This window comes from Litorivivens lipolytica, from assembly GCF_014191715.1.
Taxonomy (GTDB): domain Bacteria; phylum Pseudomonadota; class Gammaproteobacteria; order Pseudomonadales; family Spongiibacteraceae; genus Litorivivens; species Litorivivens lipolytica.
The window spans coordinates 839,877-857,505 of the sequence record NZ_JACHWY010000001.1; the positions used below are offsets into that span (position 1 = coordinate 839,877).

At 56.2% G+C, this 17,629-nt stretch carries 20 protein-coding genes and 1 tRNA gene; 9 read left to right on the plus strand and 12 right to left on the minus strand.

The genetic code is table 11. The features are described 5' to 3' along the window. Positions 1–7 precede the first annotated feature (7 nt). The 9 genes from mltG to FHR99_RS03935 all read right to left on the minus strand — a co-directional run bounded on the left by mltG (position 8) and on the right by FHR99_RS03935 (position 7,187). Positions 8–1,054, minus strand: a complete 1,047-nt coding sequence (gene mltG / locus FHR99_RS03895) for an endolytic transglycosylase MltG (RefSeq protein ID WP_183409228.1) — start codon at positions 1,052–1,054, stop codon at positions 8–10. Continuing rightward, a complete protein-coding gene (gene pabC / locus FHR99_RS03900; RefSeq protein WP_183409229.1) occupies positions 1,047–1,868 on the minus strand; it encodes an aminodeoxychorismate lyase in 822 nt (273 codons plus the stop codon). The genes mltG and pabC overlap by 8 nt, the downstream gene beginning before the upstream one ends. Before the next feature lie 29 nt (positions 1,869–1,897). Beyond that, positions 1,898–3,139, minus strand: coding sequence for a beta-ketoacyl-ACP synthase II (fabF, locus tag FHR99_RS03905; RefSeq protein WP_183409230.1), 1,242 nt, complete (start codon positions 3,137–3,139; stop codon positions 1,898–1,900). A gap of 140 nt (positions 3,140–3,279) precedes the next feature. Next, a complete protein-coding gene (gene acpP / locus FHR99_RS03910; RefSeq protein ID WP_183409231.1) occupies positions 3,280–3,516 on the minus strand; it encodes an acyl carrier protein in 237 nt (78 codons plus the stop codon). A gap of 202 nt (positions 3,517–3,718) precedes the next feature. Beyond that, entirely contained in the window at positions 3,719–4,456 is a 738-nt protein-coding gene (gene fabG, locus FHR99_RS03915) for a 3-oxoacyl-ACP reductase FabG (protein ID WP_183409232.1), read from the minus strand. Positions 4,457–4,483: 27 nt separating this feature from the next. Then, on the minus strand, positions 4,484–5,422 hold the full coding sequence (fabD, locus tag FHR99_RS03920) for an ACP S-malonyltransferase (RefSeq protein ID WP_183409233.1): 939 nt from the start codon (positions 5,420–5,422) through the stop codon (positions 4,484–4,486). Between the two features lie 26 nt (positions 5,423–5,448). Continuing rightward, positions 5,449–6,447 carry a phosphate acyltransferase PlsX gene (gene plsX / locus FHR99_RS03925; protein WP_183409234.1) on the minus strand — a complete coding sequence of 333 codons (999 nt, stop codon included), beginning with the start codon at positions 6,445–6,447 and terminating at the stop codon, positions 5,449–5,451. A gap of 12 nt (positions 6,448–6,459) precedes the next feature. Continuing rightward, positions 6,460–6,642 (minus strand): 50S ribosomal protein L32, encoded by a 183-nt coding sequence (gene rpmF / locus FHR99_RS03930; protein WP_183409235.1) that lies wholly within the window; start codon positions 6,640–6,642, stop codon positions 6,460–6,462. 20 nt (positions 6,643–6,662) lie between these two features. After that, entirely contained in the window at positions 6,663–7,187 is a 525-nt protein-coding gene (locus tag FHR99_RS03935) for a YceD family protein (protein WP_183409236.1), read from the minus strand. A 93-nt stretch (positions 7,188–7,280) separates the two neighbouring features. On the opposite strand from FHR99_RS03935, the gene FHR99_RS03940 reads away from it, so the two are divergent. Next, positions 7,281–7,868 (plus strand): Maf family protein, encoded by a 588-nt coding sequence (locus FHR99_RS03940; RefSeq protein ID WP_183409237.1) that lies wholly within the window; start codon positions 7,281–7,283, stop codon positions 7,866–7,868. Positions 7,869–7,986: 118 nt separating this feature from the next. Here the strand turns inward: FHR99_RS03940 and FHR99_RS03945 are convergent, their stop codons facing one another. Then, entirely contained in the window at positions 7,987–8,643 is a 657-nt protein-coding gene (locus FHR99_RS03945; protein WP_183409238.1) for an HAD-IA family hydrolase, read from the minus strand. A 9-nt stretch (positions 8,644–8,652) separates the two neighbouring features. Beyond that, positions 8,653–9,597: a 23S rRNA pseudouridine(955/2504/2580) synthase RluC gene (gene rluC / locus FHR99_RS03950; RefSeq protein WP_183410128.1), complete on the minus strand. Its 945-nt coding sequence runs from the start codon at positions 9,595–9,597 to the stop codon at positions 8,653–8,655. A 595-nt stretch (positions 9,598–10,192) separates the two neighbouring features. Between rluC and rne the strand changes: the two genes are divergently transcribed. Further along, positions 10,193–12,931 carry a ribonuclease E gene (gene rne, locus FHR99_RS03955; protein ID WP_183409239.1) on the plus strand — a complete coding sequence of 913 codons (2,739 nt, stop codon included), beginning with the start codon at positions 10,193–10,195 and terminating at the stop codon, positions 12,929–12,931. A 272-nt stretch (positions 12,932–13,203) separates the two neighbouring features. On the opposite strand, the gene FHR99_RS03960 is transcribed toward rne, so the two are convergent. Next, positions 13,204–14,202 (minus strand): alpha/beta fold hydrolase, encoded by a 999-nt coding sequence (locus tag FHR99_RS03960; RefSeq protein WP_183409240.1) that lies wholly within the window; start codon positions 14,200–14,202, stop codon positions 13,204–13,206. Between the two features lie 119 nt (positions 14,203–14,321). Between FHR99_RS03960 and FHR99_RS03965 the strand changes: the two genes are divergently transcribed. From FHR99_RS03965 to FHR99_RS03995, 7 genes are all read left to right on the plus strand, one after another. Continuing rightward, a tRNA-Ser gene (locus FHR99_RS03965) sits at positions 14,322–14,411 on the plus strand. A 149-nt stretch (positions 14,412–14,560) separates the two neighbouring features. Further along, positions 14,561–15,229, plus strand: coding sequence for a Bax inhibitor-1/YccA family protein (locus FHR99_RS03970; protein WP_183409241.1), 669 nt, complete (start codon positions 14,561–14,563; stop codon positions 15,227–15,229). Positions 15,230–15,283: 54 nt separating this feature from the next. After that, the gene (gene tusD / locus FHR99_RS03975; protein WP_183409242.1) at positions 15,284–15,676 is read left to right on the plus strand and encodes a sulfurtransferase complex subunit TusD; all 393 of its coding nucleotides are present in this window, start codon (positions 15,284–15,286) and stop codon (positions 15,674–15,676) included. A 2-nt stretch (positions 15,677–15,678) separates the two neighbouring features. Further along, the gene (gene tusC, locus FHR99_RS03980; RefSeq protein ID WP_183409243.1) at positions 15,679–16,035 is read left to right on the plus strand and encodes a sulfurtransferase complex subunit TusC; all 357 of its coding nucleotides are present in this window, start codon (positions 15,679–15,681) and stop codon (positions 16,033–16,035) included. Continuing rightward, positions 16,035–16,316 (plus strand): sulfurtransferase complex subunit TusB, encoded by a 282-nt coding sequence (tusB, locus tag FHR99_RS03985; protein WP_183409244.1) that lies wholly within the window; start codon positions 16,035–16,037, stop codon positions 16,314–16,316. Before tusC ends, tusB begins: the two co-directional genes overlap by 1 nt. Continuing rightward, entirely contained in the window at positions 16,316–16,627 is a 312-nt protein-coding gene (locus FHR99_RS03990) for a TusE/DsrC/DsvC family sulfur relay protein (RefSeq protein ID WP_183409245.1), read from the plus strand. The genes tusB and FHR99_RS03990 overlap by 1 nt, the downstream gene beginning before the upstream one ends. A 30-nt stretch (positions 16,628–16,657) precedes the next feature. Further along, entirely contained in the window at positions 16,658–17,629 is a 972-nt protein-coding gene (locus FHR99_RS03995) for a glycosyl transferase family protein (RefSeq protein ID WP_183409246.1), read from the plus strand.

Below are 17,629 nucleotides of genomic sequence, written 5' to 3' on the forward strand. Positions count from 1 at the left end.
CCTTGATTCAGGGTTTTGTCGGCGAGGATCGATAATCCTTGCGACGCTTGAGCTGGTAGTCTCGCACTGCCTGCTGGTGCTGTTCCAGTGTTTCCGAGAACTGATGACTGCCATCCCCCTTCGCGACAAAGAACAAAGCCCCATCCTGCACCGGGTGCAACGCCGCGTGAATGGCCGCTCGACCCGGCAAGGCAATGGGCGTTGGCGGCAGACCTTTGTGTCGGTAGGTGTTGTAGGGGTTACTGTCGTCTTTCAGGTGACGCGATCGAAGATTCTTTTTTTCCGCCGCAGGCAAACCATAAATGACCGTCGGGTCTGTCTGCAGCCGCATGTTCTTCTCCAGCCGACTGACAAAAACACCGGCAATACGCTGGCGCTCATGGGGTTGACCGGTTTCCTTCTCAACGATCGACGCCATGATCAGTGCTTCATAGGGCGAATCATAGGGCAAATTGTCACTGCGCTTGGGCCACTCCTGATTCAGCACAGCCTGCATGCGACGGTAAGCCCGCTTCATGATTCCCGTATCCGTCGCGCCTTTGACAAAGCTGTAGGTATCCGGAAAAAAGAGCCCCTCGGGGTTTTCGTGCAGAGGCGCTGTCACTTCCAGTTGCGCCCACAGCGGCTGAGCGGGATCAAAACGTTTGTCGAGCTCCGGGTGCTCGGCCAGATAAGACACCATCTCCGCAAAGGTCCAACCCTCAATCAGGGTCGCCCTATAGCGAACCACATCGCCACTGACCAGTAAGGCCAGCAGATCGTAACTGTTGAGCCCCGAAGGCAAGCGATATTCACCGGACTGGATCGCGCCAGCCGAGCCGGTGAGACGAGCGTAGACATTCAGGATATCCGCCGGATAGGCGATTACGCCATCGGCGGCGAGACTGGCGGCCATTGCGGAAAACCCAGTGCCGGGCCGCAAATCCAGCAGGTAGTCATCGTCGACCAGATTCAAGGGCTCACTAAGTTTCTGATCAGCCCATAATACCGTCAGGGCCGCCAGCGTAATCGCTACCAGACTGAACGGCAAAAGCCGTTTTAACCACTTAACCATACCAGACGGATTCCAGGTCCCTCTGCACCCACTGGCACAGCTTGAAAGATGAATAAGACAGGCAGTCTAGCTGCCGCACCGGCCAGAGCCCAATCAAACTGTTGCAGAAAAACAGCTCATCGGCCGCAGTGATATCCGCCATTGTCAGTCTCCGCTCTATCACGGGTACACCAGCCACCTGGGCACTTTGAATTACTTTCTTCCGTGCGATACCAGCCACACCAGCCTGATCCAGCAATGGCGTAAATAGCACTTCGTTCTTCGCGATAAAACAGTTAGAGGCTATGCCTTCAATCACCAACCCGCTAACCGACAGCATCAGCCCTTCGGAAAAGTCACTCTGAGGGCGCTCAGCTCGCGCCAGCACATGCGGCAGACGGTTGGTGTGTTTGATACCTGCCAATTGCCCCTGCTCGGGTAACCTTGTTTGCGCCACGAACGCGCGAACCCCTTGCTCCCAGTATTCGCGAACTGGCTCTGGCACGGGAACAATCTGACAGTAGCGATGAGGCGTGCGAGTAGCCGCCGCGTAGCCGCGCAGTCCGAGGCTGTCGCGACTCAGGCAAAGTCTTAACACCGCGCGCTCTGAGGGGTGGGATTTCAGCAGCGCATCAATCTCAGTGCGCAGCGCTTTCTCGGGAAAATCCAATTGAATTTGCGCACAGCCCTGCTGCAAACGCTGCAGGTGTTCATCCAGCCACACCGCTCTACCCTGTCGTACCAACAGGGTTTCGAACAGCGCATCGCCGAGCGCCCAACCTCTGTCCTCAAAGGGAAGTGATTGGGCCGGCTTTCCATTATGCAGGGTTTGCATCCCCGGTGTCTGAGCTCTTGTGCCGGCGATCAGTCGACTTTACCGAACAGCAAACTGCCGTTGGTTCCGCCAAAACCGAAGGAGTTTGACAATGCTCGGGTGATGGTCATTTTCTGCGCGGTATGCGGCACAAAATTCAGATCGCACTCATCGTCCGGGTTATCCAGGTTAATGGTCGGCGGCGCGATCTGGTCGCGAATCGCCAACACCGAAAAGATGGCTTCTACCGCGCCAGCAGCACCCAGCAAGTGGCCAACCATGGATTTGGTGGAGCTGACCGCCAGTTGATTGGCCGCGTCGCCGAACACAGATTTCACTGCCCGGGCTTCAGCAACATCACCCGCGGGCGTCGACGTACCATGAGCGTTTATATATTGAACATCCGCCGCGGCGACCCCGGCATCACTAAGCGCGGCTTGCATCGCCCGCGCCGCACCGTTGCCGTCTTCCGGTGGCGAGGTCATATGGAAGGCGTCGGCACTCATGCCAAAGCCTTGCAATTCAGCGTAAATCGTCGCGCCGCGCGCCCGCGCACTTTCCAGTTCTTCAAGAACCAGAACGCCGGCCCCGTCACTGAGCACAAAACCATCGCGATCCTTATCCCAGGGGCGCGATGCGGCTTGCGGATCATCGTTGCGGGTCGACATCGCTCGCGCCGCCGCAAAACCGCCGAGGCCAACCGGTGTCGTGGCCAGCTCGGCGCCGCCGACAATCATGGCATCGGCATCGCCATAAGCAATCATGCGCCCGGCCATGCCGATATTGTGGGTACCTGTAGTACAGGCTGTGGTGATAGCAATGTTTGGGCCGCGCATGTTGTAGCGAATGGACAACAGCCCGCCCAGCATATTGATGATCGCGCCGGGGACAGTAAAGGGAGACAGTTTGCGCGGGCCCGATTTGTCGATGATATGACGGCTTTTCTCAATCAGACCAATACCGCCGATACCGGAGCCAATAGCCGCACCGACGCGATCCGCGTTGGCCTCGGCAATTTCCAGACCACTGTCTTCCAGCGCCTGAATAGCCGCAGCCATACCGTAGTGAATAAAGGGGTCAAAGCGCTTGGCTTCTTTTGGCTCCATGTAGGGGCTGACATCGAAGTCGCGAATGGAACCACCGAATTGAGTACTGAACGCGCTGACATCAAAACTTTCTATAGGGCCAATACCGCTCTTGCCCGCACAGATGTTCTTCCAGGTTTCATCCAGGTTATTACCCAGTGGGGTCACCATGCCCATTCCGGTAACAACGACTCTTCTTTTCGACATTATCAGCCCCTGTCTATCCCAACGCAGCAGCGCCCACTTTTCGTACAACTGAAATACAAAGGGAGCGCCAAAAAAAAAGCCGCTCTATTAAACAATAGAAACGGCTTTTTGTAGACCAGTTACGCCGCTAAGGCGTGTGATTACTGCAGGTTTTCCTTGATGTAATCGATGGCCAGCTTAACTGTGGTGATTTTTTCAGCTTCTTCGTCAGGAATTTCAGTCTCGAATTCCTCTTCCAGCGCCATCACCAGCTCAACGGTATCCAGAGAATCCGCGCCCAGGTCTTCGACGAAAGATGCTGACTCCTGTACGTCTTCTTCTTTAACGCCCAGTTGCTCGGCAACAATCTTCTTGACGCGTTCTTCAATGCTACTCATGTCGTTATTGACTCCTAGTTTAATGAATCGGTATTTGTCGGTTCGTTGGGCCTGCCTGTCGGGGACAAAAGCCGCGTTCGAAAACCTGTATAAAGTACCACCCCAAATCAGGTCGGCATTGTACCCCGTGATTTGAAATTTGTGCACAGGATTTTACTGAATTCACCCCATTTCTGGCAAAAATATCCCGCACAACAAATGTTTACGCCATATACATGCCGCCGTTCACGTGGATGGTATCACCCGTCACGTAGGCCGCAGCATCACTGACGAGGAAGGCCACCACGCCGGCAATTTCCTCGGGTTGACCGAGTCTTGCCAGCGGAATTTGGGCCGCCAGCGCTTGGCGCTGCTCTTCCGGCAGTTTGGCAGTCATATCAGTATCGATAAAGCCCGGCGCCACACTGTTTACGGTGATATTGCGCGAACCCACTTCTCGAGCCAAAGCACGGGAAAAACCGTCCATACCGCCCTTGGAAGCGGCGTAGTTGGCCTGGCCGGCATTTCCCATGGAGCCGACCACGGAGCTGATATTAACGATTCGCCCCCAACGCGCCTTGGTCATGCCGCGCAAGCAGGCCTTGGTCAGACGATAGAGGGAGTTGAGGTTGGTATCGATGACATCGAACCACTCCTCGTCTTTCATGCGCATCATGATGTTGTCTTTGGTGATGCCGGCATTATTGACCAATACCGTCGGCGCACCGAACTGCTCATTGATGGCTTTGATAACGCTGTCGACAGACTCCGCCTCTGACACATTCAGCGCCATACCGCAGCCGGCGTTGCCCGCCTCTTTCAGATAGGCGGTGATAGCCTCAGCACCACCCTCTGTGGTGGCGGTACCGATAACCGTCATCCCCTGCCCGGAAAGGGCCATCGCGATGGCCTTGCCAATACCCCGGCTCGCGCCCGTTACCAGTGCGATTTTGTCGCTCATTATGCTCTCCAGTTGTTCTATTCGTTATCAGCCGCAGGCTTCCATTGCTTTTTCAAGGCTTGCGGGGTCTTCAATATTGAGGCAGTTAAGCGGCTTGTGAATGCGCTTGTTCAGACCACTGAGCACCTTGCCAGGGCCACATTCGAGGGTCGTTTCCACGCCTGCATCCACCATGGTCTGTACGCAATCCACCCATTTCACCGGGCTGTAGAGCTGTTTGATCAGAATCTCGCGGATTGCCGCCTCACTATTTTCTGGTTTGGCATGCACGTTATGTACCACAGGTACGCTTGGCGCCTGCCATTGAATAGCGTTGATGGCTTCGCTCAGTTTTTCCGCCGCGGGCTGCATCAAAGACGTATGGAAAGGTGCGCTGACGGGCAGCGGCATGGCACGCTTGGCACCCGCCTCCTTCAGTGCCTCAATGGCCTTGTCCACGGCAGCTACTTTACCCGCGATAACCACCTGACCGGGGGCGTTGAAGTTAACCGCTTCCACCACGCCGGCATCGCTGCATTGAGCGCAGATATCCAGAATCACCTGATCATCCAGACCCAGCACGGCGGCCATGGAACCCTCACCCACCGGTACGGCGGTTTGCATAAACTGGCCGCGCGAGCGCACCAGTTTCACGCCATCGGCAAAGCTCAGGCTGCCGGCGCAGACCAGCGCCGAGAATTCACCCAGGCTGTGACCCGCCATATAAGAAGGCGCCGCGCCGCCGCGAGCCTGCCATACGCGCCACATGGCCACGCTGGAGGTCAGCAGTATCGGCTGGGTATTTTCCGTCAGATTCAGGGTTTCCTGCTCGCCGTTCTGGACCATGTCCCACATGTCATAACCGAGGGCATCTGAGGCTTCCTGGAAGGTTTCGCGAACCACAGCTTCCTGCTCGGCAATCTCTGCCAGCATACCGACCTTCTGCGAGCCCTGACCGGGAAATACAAAAGCCAATCCTTTCGTCATTGTTATACCTATCCTGTGTTAATGATTTAAGTCAGTGTGAGTTGTTGCGCTATGCGCCGTGGCAAATCCTGCTCTGCCGCCTTGGCGGCGTGGCGGATTGCGCTATAAAAGCTTTTTTTGCTGGAACCGCCGTGGCTTTTCACCACCACGCCACTGAGTCCCAGCAAGGCGGCTCCGTTATATTCGTCGGGGTTGATGTCGTCTTTGAAGTTTTTCAGGAGCGGCTGCACAAAGAGCCCGCTGATCAGGCCATACCAGCTGCGGCGAAACCGGCCCTTGAGCTGTCGGCTGATGTAGGATGCAGTACCCTCGCAGACCTTGAGCGCGATATTGCCCACAAAGCCATCGCACACAATCACATCGGCCTTGTGGGTAAACAGGTCGAAACCTTCGATAAAACCGATGTAGTTCAGGCTGGGCTCGGCGGCCAGCAGCTCAGCGGTCTGACGCACGAGCTCCGTGCCTTTGCTCGCCTCTTCACCAATATTCAGCAGCGCCACTCGGGGAGCTTCAATCCCCTTCAGGCAGGTAACCAGCGCTGAGCCCATCTCGGCAAACTGCACCAGCTCCTCGGCCTTGCAATCCACATTGGCGCCGAGATCGAGCATATAGGTATCGCCACCATCCCCCGGCAGCGGTGCACACATGGCCGGGCGGCGAATACCCGGTGAGCGCTCCAGCAGAAAGCGGCTCAGCGCGACCAGTGCGCCGGTGTTACCCGCACTGACCACACCTTCCACCTGGCCATCGCGCAGCAGCTCGATGGCTTTATACATGGAAGAATCCTGTTTTTTGCGCAAAGCAACCGCAGGCGATTCGTCCATGCCGATAACATCGGGAACGTCGACTAGGGTAAATTGAGAAGGGTCGATGGCGCGACGCTGACACTCATCCAACATGGCCTGTTTCTGACCAAGCAGTGTCAACTTTAGATGGGGGATTTCAGCGATGGCCTTGGCGGCGGCCGGAAGTGAAGAGCGGAGACCGTGGTCTCCGCTCATGGCGTCAATCGCTAGGGTTGGCATTGCTGCCCAATGTTACTCGTCGTCTTTGCCGGCAACAACTTTGCGGCCACGGTAGAAACCGTCAGCAGTCACGTGGTGACGACGGTGCTTCTCACCGCTGGTCGAATCCACAGACAGCGCGGGACCGCTCAGCGCATCGTGTGAACGACGCATATCCCGGCGAGACCGGGTCTTTTTGCTCTTCTGTACAGCCATGGCTAAATGCTCCTCAGCGTTTAATCGCTAGATTTCAAATCTTTCAATACCGCGAAGGGGTTGTCCCTCTCCTCGGCAGTCTCGGGTTGTTCCTCACCGTAGGCCACAGGGCCCGCCGGCTGACATTCGCCCACCGGGTGAAAATTGGTGAACGGTGTCTCGATAATCAGTTCATCCTCTATAAGAGGAAGCAGTTCCAGTGGCTCTTCACCCAGAATCACCGAATCCAGTTCGCGAGGTAGCGCTTTGGCCTGAGCTTCTGTCCAGACGATACCGAGCTCGAACTCCGAGCGAATATCGATGGGCATGCCCTGCATACAGCGCTGACAGACCACGGAAACCCGGGTTGCCAGACTCGCACTAAGCCGGTGGATCGAAGAATCGTCCCGGAAAAAGTGCAGTTTAACGTCTACTTCTCCGCCGTTATCGCAGAGTCCCGCAGCAAATCGTGGGAAATCGCTGACTGGCTGACATCCGGAAATTTCAACATCAGTGGATGTTAACTTCCGAGCGTCCACCTGTCGGGGCAGAGGCTGTCTTCGCATAGGCGCGCAATCATAGGGCCGAGGTGGCAGTTTGTCAAAGCAAAATCCGCTAAACTGCCCGCAAATCAGTATGTTTAGACTTGATAACGACTTATGCCATCTGCAACGACACCCGAAATCGTTCTCGCTTCCGGTTCTAGCTACCGCGCCGAGCTATTGCACCGCCTCGGCATCAGCTTTGCCCGGCACAGCCCGGATATCGATGAAAGCGCAAAACCCGGCGAGAAACCACAGGATCTGGCGCTGCGATTGGCCGAAGAGAAAGCCGCAGCCATCGCCCGCCAGCACCCCAAGGCCCTGGTGATTGGCTCTGATCAGGTGGCCTCACTGGATGGCAAGCCTCTAGGCAAGCCCGGCACCGCTGAGCGTGCATGCGAGCAACTGGCGGCCTGCAGCGGCAAGACCGTTTCCTTTTATACAGGGCTTTGCTTAACAGGACCTGATGGCACGGACAGCCTAGTCGACCTTTATACCGTAACGTTTCGCACGCTCAGCACCGAACAGATTCAGCGCTACGTCGAGAAAGAGCTGCCGCTGGACTGCGCGGGGAGCTTTAAAATGGAGGGCTTAGGCATTTCACTCTTTGAAAAGACGGAAGGAAATGACCCTAACACTTTGATTGGATTACCTTTGATAGAACTGACGACATTGCTTAACAAGCGTGGTGTTACTATACCCTGAAGATGCCACCTGTCGTTGCGAACGAAGTGAAGCAATCTCGTAACGCCTCTGCCACACCCGAAGAGATTGCCGCGTCGCTGCGCTCCTCGCAATGACCGCGGTTTCGCAATGACGAGGGTTACTGGGCAATACTGTAGTGGCGACCTAGAACACCTTCCAGCTCGCCAAATGCATCAATAATCTGCAAGGGCTCCCACTGCGCCAGCCGCTCTGGCGCATGCGCCCCGTAACTCACCCCCACACTGGGCATGGCAATGCGCTTTGCCATCTCAAGATCGTATTCGGTATCACCCACCATAACCGCCTCTTCCGGGCTGATACGGAACTCCTCACACAACTCATGAAGCATCAGAGGGTCGGGTTTTGACGCGGTCTCATCCGCGCAGCGGGTAGCCGCAAAGAAATGTTCGAACCCCGAATTACCCAGCACCCGCAATAAGCCCTTCCGGCTTTTGCCCGTTGCGACTGCCAATACCGCACCCTGCGCCTTTAGCGAGGACAGCAATTCGGTAACACCGGGAAAGAATTCGCAAGGAGTTTGATCAGCGGCGATAAAATTACGCGAATAGTGCTCCCGCAGCGCACCGCGGGTTGTCACACTCGCCTCCGGGAACAATTGGTGGATCGCCAAATCTAGCCCCAAACCGATGATGTTGCGCACCTCGGCATCACTGGGCGGTGGCAAATCCGCATCCCGCGCCGCCTGCTGCATACAGGCAACGATCTTGCCCGCAGAATCAATCAGGGTTCCATCCCAGTCAAAGATTACAACCATAGCAATAACTTATGACTCACTCTCGACAAAAGACTGGAGGTCTTTACTAAGCGGCGCGCGCACTTCAATCCACTCCCCCTCCAGCTCAAATCGCAGGGAATGGGCGTGCAGGAACAATCGCTGGACGCCCCGCTCGCGAAAACGCTGATTAACCTCATCCTTGCCGTACTTGTCATCGCCAATAATGGGATGGCCCGCCGCCTGACAGTGAACCCGTATCTGATGGGTTCGACCCGTAACTGGCTTGGCCTCAACCAGGGTGGCGCCGGCAAATCGCTGCACCACCTGATATCGCGTCAGGGCATATTTGCCCTCTGGGGTGGTTTTTACCATTCGCTCACCGGAGCGCAACACGTTCTTTTCCAGTGGCAGCTTGACCTGCTCCTTGCGGTGGGACCAACGCCCCTCCACCAAGGCGAGATAGCGCTTGTCGACACCGTCTCCTCGAAGAAGCCCGTGCAAGGTTTTGAGCGTGCTACGCTTTTTGGCCAGCATAACGCAACCGGAGGTATCCCGGTCGAGGCGGTGAACCAATTCAAGAAACTTCGCCTCCGGGCGCATTTTACGCAGAGCTTCGATCAATCCCAGGCTGACACCGCTGCCGCCGTGCACTGCCAGACCTGAAGGCTTATCGATAATAAGGAGACGATCATCTTCGAAGAGAATGGCCTTCTGCAGGGTATCGGCCAGCGAATCGGAAACAAAGGCGCTAGCTTTTTCGCCAGGATCACTGACCCGAACCGGCGGAATCCGCACTACATCCCCCACCTCCAGCTTGTACTCCGGTTTGACCCGGGACTTGTTGACCCTCACCTCGCCCTTGCGGAGAATCCGGTAAATGCGCGATTTCGGGACACCTTTCAATACCTTGAGCAAGTAATTGTCGATGCGCTGACCATCCGCACCCTCGTCCACGGTAACTAATTGAACAGCCTGAGGCCGCCCGGATTCCATACCCAAGCCACACTTCCCATCTAACTGATTGATCGAACAGAACTTAACTGCTATATTCGCGCCAGTAGCCGCTTGGTCTCTCGCGACAACCCACAGGCTGCGCACCTTTTTACAAAAGAGGCAAAGAGATCAGGGGCTCCGCAGGTTTGTCGACAGCGTCCCGTAGGATGTGTCCGAACCCGCAAAACTGTAGAGAACAAGCCCGTGCACGCGCGAATAAATCGTCGCTGGCACCCATGTTAACCATGCGAGTGGATTTTACCGCATCGTTACCACGAGAGATATGAGAATTGAGCAAGCGGTGCCAAAGGCATCGCCGATAAGTTAAGCGATCGTTCGAGCAGCCGACCAGTCTGTAGAAATGAAAATTGAAGTGAAGAAAACCGCTCTCGCCGATCTTAGCAATCAAGCCTTTCAAACAGTAATCAGGGAGTTTTCGCCAAGCCATTTCAGTTCGTCCCAAGCCGTAGAAGCGCGATCCGCCTCCGGGAAAGGGCCTGAAACACTGCGTTATAACGCGGGTTTGACGCCACTGTAAGCTGTTCTCAGCTCGAGTAACACTGCGGTAAGTCCTTCATAATCAAGGATTTACCAAATGAAAAGAATGCTCATTAATGCCACGCAGCCCGAAGAGTTGCGTGTCGCCCTCGTCGACGGTCAACGGCTGTACGACCTCGACATCGAAAACCGCACCCGCATCCAGAAAAAAGCCAACATCTACAAGGGCACCATTACCCGCGTAGAGCCCAGCCTTGAAGCCGCCTTTGTCGACTTCGGCGCCGAGCGCCACGGCTTTCTCCCCCTGAAAGAAATTTCCAAAGAATACTTCTACCGCTCACCCTCCGAGGTGGATGGCCGCGTCAAAATCAAGGATGTGGTCAAGGAAGGCACCCAGGTTATCGTTCAGGTAGAAAAGGAAGAACGCGGCAACAAAGGTGCGGCACTGACTACCTTTATCAGCCTCGCCGGCCGCTACATGGTGCTGATGCCGAACAACCCCCGCGCTGGTGGGATTTCCCGTCGCATTGAAGGTGAAGAGCGCACCCAACTGCGCGAAGCCCTGAGCAACATCAATATTCCTGACGGTATGGGCGTCATTGTGCGCACCGCCGGTATCGGCCGCTCCTCAGAAGAGCTGCAGTGGGACCTGGACTACCTCCTCCACCTGTGGAGCGCGGTGACCAAGGCCTCGGAAGAAAACAAAGCCCCCCTGCTGATCCTGCAGGAAAGCAACGTCATTATCCGCGCGATTCGCGATTACCTGCGCGACGATATTGATCAAGTTTTGATCGACAACGAAACCTCCTTCGAAGAAGCCAAAACCTTCGTCGAGCAGGTGATGCCCCAGTACAAGAACAAGATCCGCCTCTACAAAGACCCGGTTCCCCTGTTCAACCGCTACCAGATTGAAAGCCAGATCGAGTCGGCCTTCCAGCGCGAAGTCAGCCTGCCTTCCGGCGGTTCCATCGTGATTGACCCGACCGAAGCGCTGGTGTCTATCGATATCAACTCCGCCCGTGCCACCAAAGGCGGTGATATTGAAGAAACCGCACTGCAAACCAACCTGGAAGCCGCCGACGAGATCGCCCGTCAGCTACGCCTGCGCGATATCGGCGGCCTGATCGTCATCGACTTTATCGACATGATGGCGCCGCGTAACCAGCGCGAAGTAGAAAATCGCATGCGCGATGCGCTTGAGCCGGATCGCGCCCGTGTTCAGCTGGGTCGCATCTCCCGCTTTGGTCTGCTGGAAATGTCCCGTCAGCGCCTGCGCCCCTCACTGGGCGAAACCAGCGCCAAGGTCTGCCCGCGCTGTGAAGGTCACGGCACCATTCGCGACACCAAATCTCTGGCCCTCTCCATCCTGCGCCTGCTGGAAGAAGAGGCCAACAAAGAGAAAAGCGCAGAAGTCCGCGCCATCGTGCCGGTCACCGTCGCCTCTTACCTGTTGAACGAAAAGCGCCAGCCGATTCACGATATCGAAAAGCGCTCCGACGTTCGCGTAGTGGTGATTCCGTCAATCAATCTGGAAACGCCCCACTTTGAAGTTCAGCGCCTGCGCGAAAGCGATGTAGGTGAAGAAGAATTGGTGAGCTACAAAATCACCAGCGAACTGGAAAACGCTCAGGAAGAACAGGAAGCCAAGGACGAAGAGCTGCCACCGATCCAACAAGCTGCTGTTTCCGGTTTGTCACCTCGCGCTCCGGCGCCCCAGCGCACCGAAGCTCCTGCTGCTCAGCAGCCTGCTGCCGCTGCGCCAGCGCCGTCCGCAGCTCCGCAGGAAAGCAGCTCCGGACTGTTCAAGAAAATCGTTTCCAGCCTGAGCACCTTCTTCCAGGCCGAAGAGATCGACGTTCGCTCTGCCCCGGTCGCTAAAGCCCAGCCTGAGCCGGAACCCGAGCAGGAATCCAGCAAGCCACAACAGCGTAACCGCAACCGTAATCGCAACCGTAATCGCAACCGTCGTGACGGTGGTGACAACCAGAACCGCAATCGCAGCCGTGATCAGGAAAACGAAGGTCGTTCTGATAATCGCCGTGGCGGCAATCGCGACAACAATGCGGAGAATCGTCAGAACGACGACAACGCATCCAAGGCTAACAACCGCAATGACAACGCGGGCGAAAACAACTCTCGCGACGAAAATCGTCCGCAGCGCCGCCCGAGCAACCGCAAGCCACGTCAAAAAGGCGAGCGCAAGCGCGAAGAAGCGATCGCCCTGCCCGCAGATGCAGTTGCCGAAGTTGAACAGCCCAAAGCTGACAACACAACTGCCGAAGCCCCTGCAAAAGAAGCGGTAGAGCCTAAAGCGGCTGCGCCTGCTGTTGAAACAACAGCAGAAGCAAAAACTGAGGCCAAGCAAGAACAAGCTGCTTCAGAAAACACGTCTTCTGAAAGCAAGCCTGCCGAGAGCAAGGCTGAGCAAGTCGAGAAGCCCGCAGTCACAGAAGCACCCGCAGCAAGCGAAGCAGAAACCGCTAAAGCTGAAGCACCAGCTGAGACTGCAGAAGCAAAACCGGCTGCCAGCGAAGCGGCTCCCGCTGCAGAGGCTCCCAAACCCGCTCAGCAGGAACAACCTGCTCCAGCGGCAAAAGCCAAACCGACCGTTAGCGAAACAGCCAGTGAACCTGCACCAAGCAGCAAACCGGTTGTTCCGCCGAGCGCTCGCGGCCGCGCCGCCAACGATCCACGGGAAAACCCCAAGCCGGTGACCAGTGTCGATATCGCCACCACCTCACCCTTGCCCGCCGAGCTGGATCGCAGCCTAGTGGCTTCACCCGACCCCGATCGCGTAATTCCACCCCGAGCCAGCAACGATCCAAGAAATCGTTAAAAGCAAAAAGAAAAGGCCAGCTAATAAAGGAGCTGGCCTTTTTTATTTTATGAACCAAAATTCCGCACCCAGTCTAGGGCCGCGCCGGGCGCAGGCCGCGAATCAGTCAGGGCATGCAGTCTCACGGCCGAAAACGTCAGGGTTGTCGCGAGGACTGTCTGAGCGCACCGCGCGAGTTCCGCAGCGCTGGCGTTTTCGGCCGTGAGATGCCCGATTCGCGGCCTGCGCCCGACGCGGCCCGGACTACGAAGCTCTATATCGTCCCACCCTAATCAAAGCCCCGCCAAAAACGTCAATATCTTCTCATTGACCAAAAGCGGCTGCTCCTGCTGCACCCAATGTCCCGCCTCAGGCAGCAACTCACACACCCGAAGGTCCGGCACTCGATCCTTCATAACCGACCAACAGTCCGGTGCGCTCATTGCAATCACCGGATCCTGCTCACCGGCAAGAAAACACACCGGCACAGCAACATTTTGGCCGAGATAACGCGCATTCAACTGCCAATTGATATCAGACACTCGATACCAGTTCAGTCCACCTCGAAACCCGGTTCGCGAAAAAGCCTCCGCATAAACCGCAAATTCCGCCTGACTCAACCAGGGCCACGGCAGCATTTCATTCACGGGCGGCAAGATCTCGATATAACCTTGACCATCCTTGCCCGAGCCAAAACTCGACAGCAGATCACCCTTGGCGCTCAAGGCCCAGTAAAGCCGCCGCAAAAACGTACTGCTATTGTCATCCAACTCGGATTCCGCGAGACCCGGTTCCTGAAAATAGTGGCCGTGCAAAAAGTGCGATTCGGCTACCTTGGCAAACTGCACAGAGGGCAACACATTCGCCGACAGATCTCCGCGCCGCCCGTAGTAATCAAAATCGTAAGGCACACTAAGCACAACCAAGCCATCAACACAGTCGGGCTCGTGCAAGGCCATATTCCACACCACCGGCGCCCCAAAATCCTGACCGACAAAAACCGCTGAGGATTTTCCGAAATGCGAGAGCACCGCAAGAAGATCCCCGCGAATATGATCCAGCGAATAATCGGCAATCGCCTGTGGCGCATCGCTGTCACCGTAACCGCGCATATCCAGAGCCACAGCAAGATAACCCCGCTTGGAAAAATACCGCAGCTGATGACGCCAGCTATAGGCCAGACCGGGAAAGCCATGACAGAAAATCATCATAGGCCCTTCGCCGCCGGATTCGTCTGACACCAGACAGGAAAGCTTTACCCCGTCCTTTGAGTTGATCGTTTTTCGTTCCATGAAAGGACTCGCTACGCAATTGTCTAAGCCAAACTCTACTTTATGCTCCAAAAGTCACTGAATCGTCTGTTCTTATGCTTGTTTGTAAAAACGAGCTCTGTATAATTGCCGACTGCCGCGGAGGGGTGGCAGAGTGGTTGAATGCACCGGTCTTGAAAACCGGCGTGGGTTAACGCCCACCCAGGGTTCAAATCCCTGCCCCTCCGCCATTCTTCTCCTGGTTTCCCCCCTTTTTCTCGCTAGAACTTCCTTGCAAATCAAGCGTCTAAACTATCGCTCGGGTTATGCCAATTAACCTTGCTTTTGGCGTCCTGCGCAGTATGATTTGGCTTAGTTGAAACCTATTTCGGAGACTGCAATGCAAGACAGAACCGTTGCCCAAGCTCATAGCCCCGCCGGTATTGAAGCGGTTGGGACCAACAAGGTACTGAAGAACACCTACCTGCTGCTGGCGATGACACTCGCTTTCAGCGCCTTTACCGCCTTCCTGTCTCGCGGTATGGCACCGATTAACCCCTGGGTATTTCTGGGCGGCTTTATCGGCCTGTCCTTTCTGACTCAGATGCTGGCTAACAGCGCCTGGGGGCTGCTGGCTGTCTTCGGCTTTACCGGATTTGTCGGCTTCGCTATTGGCCCCCTGATGGGCGCCCTGATGCAAAGCAGCGTCGGTGCAGAACTGGTCATGCAAGCGCTAGGCGGCACTGCCGCGATCTTCCTCGGCCTGTCAGCTTACGCGGTCACCACCAAGAAGGACTTCTCCTTCCTGTCGGGCTTTATCGTCGCTGGCGGTATCATCCTGATGCTGGGTGTTGTCGCTGCGCTGGTATTTGAAATGCCGACCCTGCGCCTGGCTCTGTCTGCCGGCTTTATGCTGTTCGCCAGCGCTGCAATTCTGTTCCAGACTGGACAGATCGTGAACGGCGGTGAGCGCAACTACATTCTGGCGACCATTACCCTGTATGCCTCTATCTACAACCTGTTTATGAGCCTGCTACACCTGCTTATGGCTTTCTCAGGTGACGATTGATTCTTATCGCAGAATCCTGATTAAAGCCCCGGCACGCCGGGGCTTTTTACTTGCATGAAATATTCCCTACTCGTTCTCGGCTCCCCTCAATCCACACCGGCGGTCCGCTCGGCCTTACGCTTTGCGGAAGCGGCGGTTGCCAGTGGCCATGAGTTATTTCGCGTGTTCTTCTTTCATGACGCGGTAACGACCGGCAATGGCTACACCGTCACCCCTCAGGATCAGGAAAGCCTGCCACAGGCCTGGCAGACCTTCGGCCAGGCTCACAACGTGGATATGGTGCTATGCATCTCCAGCGCACTGCGACGGGGCGTGGTTAACACCCGGGAATCCGATCGCTACAAGCTTCAGGGCGCAAATGCCCTCGAAGGCTTTGACCTTTCCGGTTTGGGACAGTGGGTTGAAGCCATGCTGGTCTCTGATCGCATCGTGACCTTCGGAGGCTGAGCATGGCATCGCTGTTAATGATCTGTCGCAAAGCCCCCTACGGCACCAGCTATGCCCGTGAAGCGATTGATATCGCCCTCGCCGCCAGCGCCTTTGACGTAGACGTTGCCATGCTGTTTACCGATGACGGTGTATTGCAGTTAGTAAAGGGGCAGAACACCGACAATACCGGCAGCAAGAATGTGGAGTCGGTACTCAGCTCATTACCGCTATACGACGTGGCACCAATCCTGGTGAATGAAGCGGCGCTGTCTGAACGCCATCTGACGACGGGAGATTTAAACCTGCCTGTAGAGCTTTGCCAGCCGGGCGAATTGCCAACCCTTTGCGCGAAGTATGACCGGGTGCTGACCATCTGATGACTGACGCGATCCTCCACCTCGTTCAACAATCCCCGACCGCCAGCTCGGCCTTACGAGACTGCCTCGCAGTCGCCGGCCCCGCAGACAGCATTGTACTGATGCACGATGGGGTGTACGCCGCCATGGAAAAACCCAGTGCCCACACCTGCTATGCGCTGCAATCCGATCTTGAGGAACGCGGCCTACAGGGACGAACAGACCCGGCCGTTACCCTTATTGATTACAGCGGCCTCGTCGAACTCTGCGATCAGCATCGCCACAATCTGAGCTGGTTCTGATGGCTCTCGCGACCGATGAAGAAGGCTACCTGCTCGATTTGACCGACTGGAACCCGACGGTTGCAGAGCAGCTCGCCGACGAAGAAGGTATCAGCCTCAGCGAGGCCCACTGGGAGCTGATCGAATTGATTCAAGCCTTTTATAAAGAGTTCGACCACTCCCCCGCCATGCGGCCTCTGATAAAATATGCCAAGCTCAAACTGGGCGCCGACAAGGGTAACAGCCTGTATTTTCTCAGCCTGTTTCCCGGCAGCCCGGCCAAGCTTCTGAGCAGAATTGCCGGACTGCCACGCCCGGAAAACTGCCTTTAACGTCCTAACCCTATCCGCAGCAGAGCATTTATGTCTGAACATCCTTTTGCACAGTACGTTCGCATTCTCGGCAAGGGCAAAACCGGTTCGCGCTCGCTCGATTTCGATGAAGCCCGCACCGCCTTTGGCATGATTCTGCGCGACGAAGTGGAGCAGGTTCAGCTCGGGGCATTTCTCATGCTGCTGCGAGTTAAAGAGGAAAGCCCCGAAGAGCTGGCGGGCTTTGTTTCAGCCGTTCGCGACTTTATCGACAAGCCGAACATCACCGTAGATGTTGATTGGGCCAGCTATGCCGGCAAACGCCGCCAGCACCCCTGGTATTTGCTGGCCGCGCTAACACTGGCCAAGGCGGGCCATCGCGTGGTGATGCACGGTGCCGCCGGGCATACAGAAGGCCGCATTTATTCCGAAGAGGTACTAGCTGAACTTGGCCACTCAGCCTGTGAGAATTGGCAAGCCGCGCAAACCGCCCTCGACCAAAAAAACTTTGCCTTTGTGCCTCTGAGAGCTTTCTGCGCCCCGCTGCAGGAGATTATCGATCTGCGCAACGTATTTGGCTTGCGCTCACCGGTTCACACCTTAACGAGGCTGATCAATCCAACCGCCGCGCCCTACTCCCTTCAGAGTATTTTTCATCCGGCCTATGCCGACAGCCATCAACGCGCTGCCCAATTACTCGGCCAGAAACATGCGGTGGTGTTTAAAGGTGAAGCGGGCGAAGTTGAGCGTCGCCCGGAAGCTGACTTGAAACTGCACCTGATTGAAAACGGCGAAGCCTCAATTGAAGAGTGGCCACGTCTGCTTTCCGGCAAGCAGGAAAAACTGGAAGAATTGCCCATCGCGCATCTGCGCGCATTTTGGGAAAGCAAAACTGCCGATGAATACGGCGAGCTTGCGGTTACCGGCACCCTGGCCATTGCACTCAGACTGATGGGCAAAGCTCAAAACGCCGATGACGCCCACGCACTAGCCAGCGAGCTCTGGCAAAACCGCCACCACTGA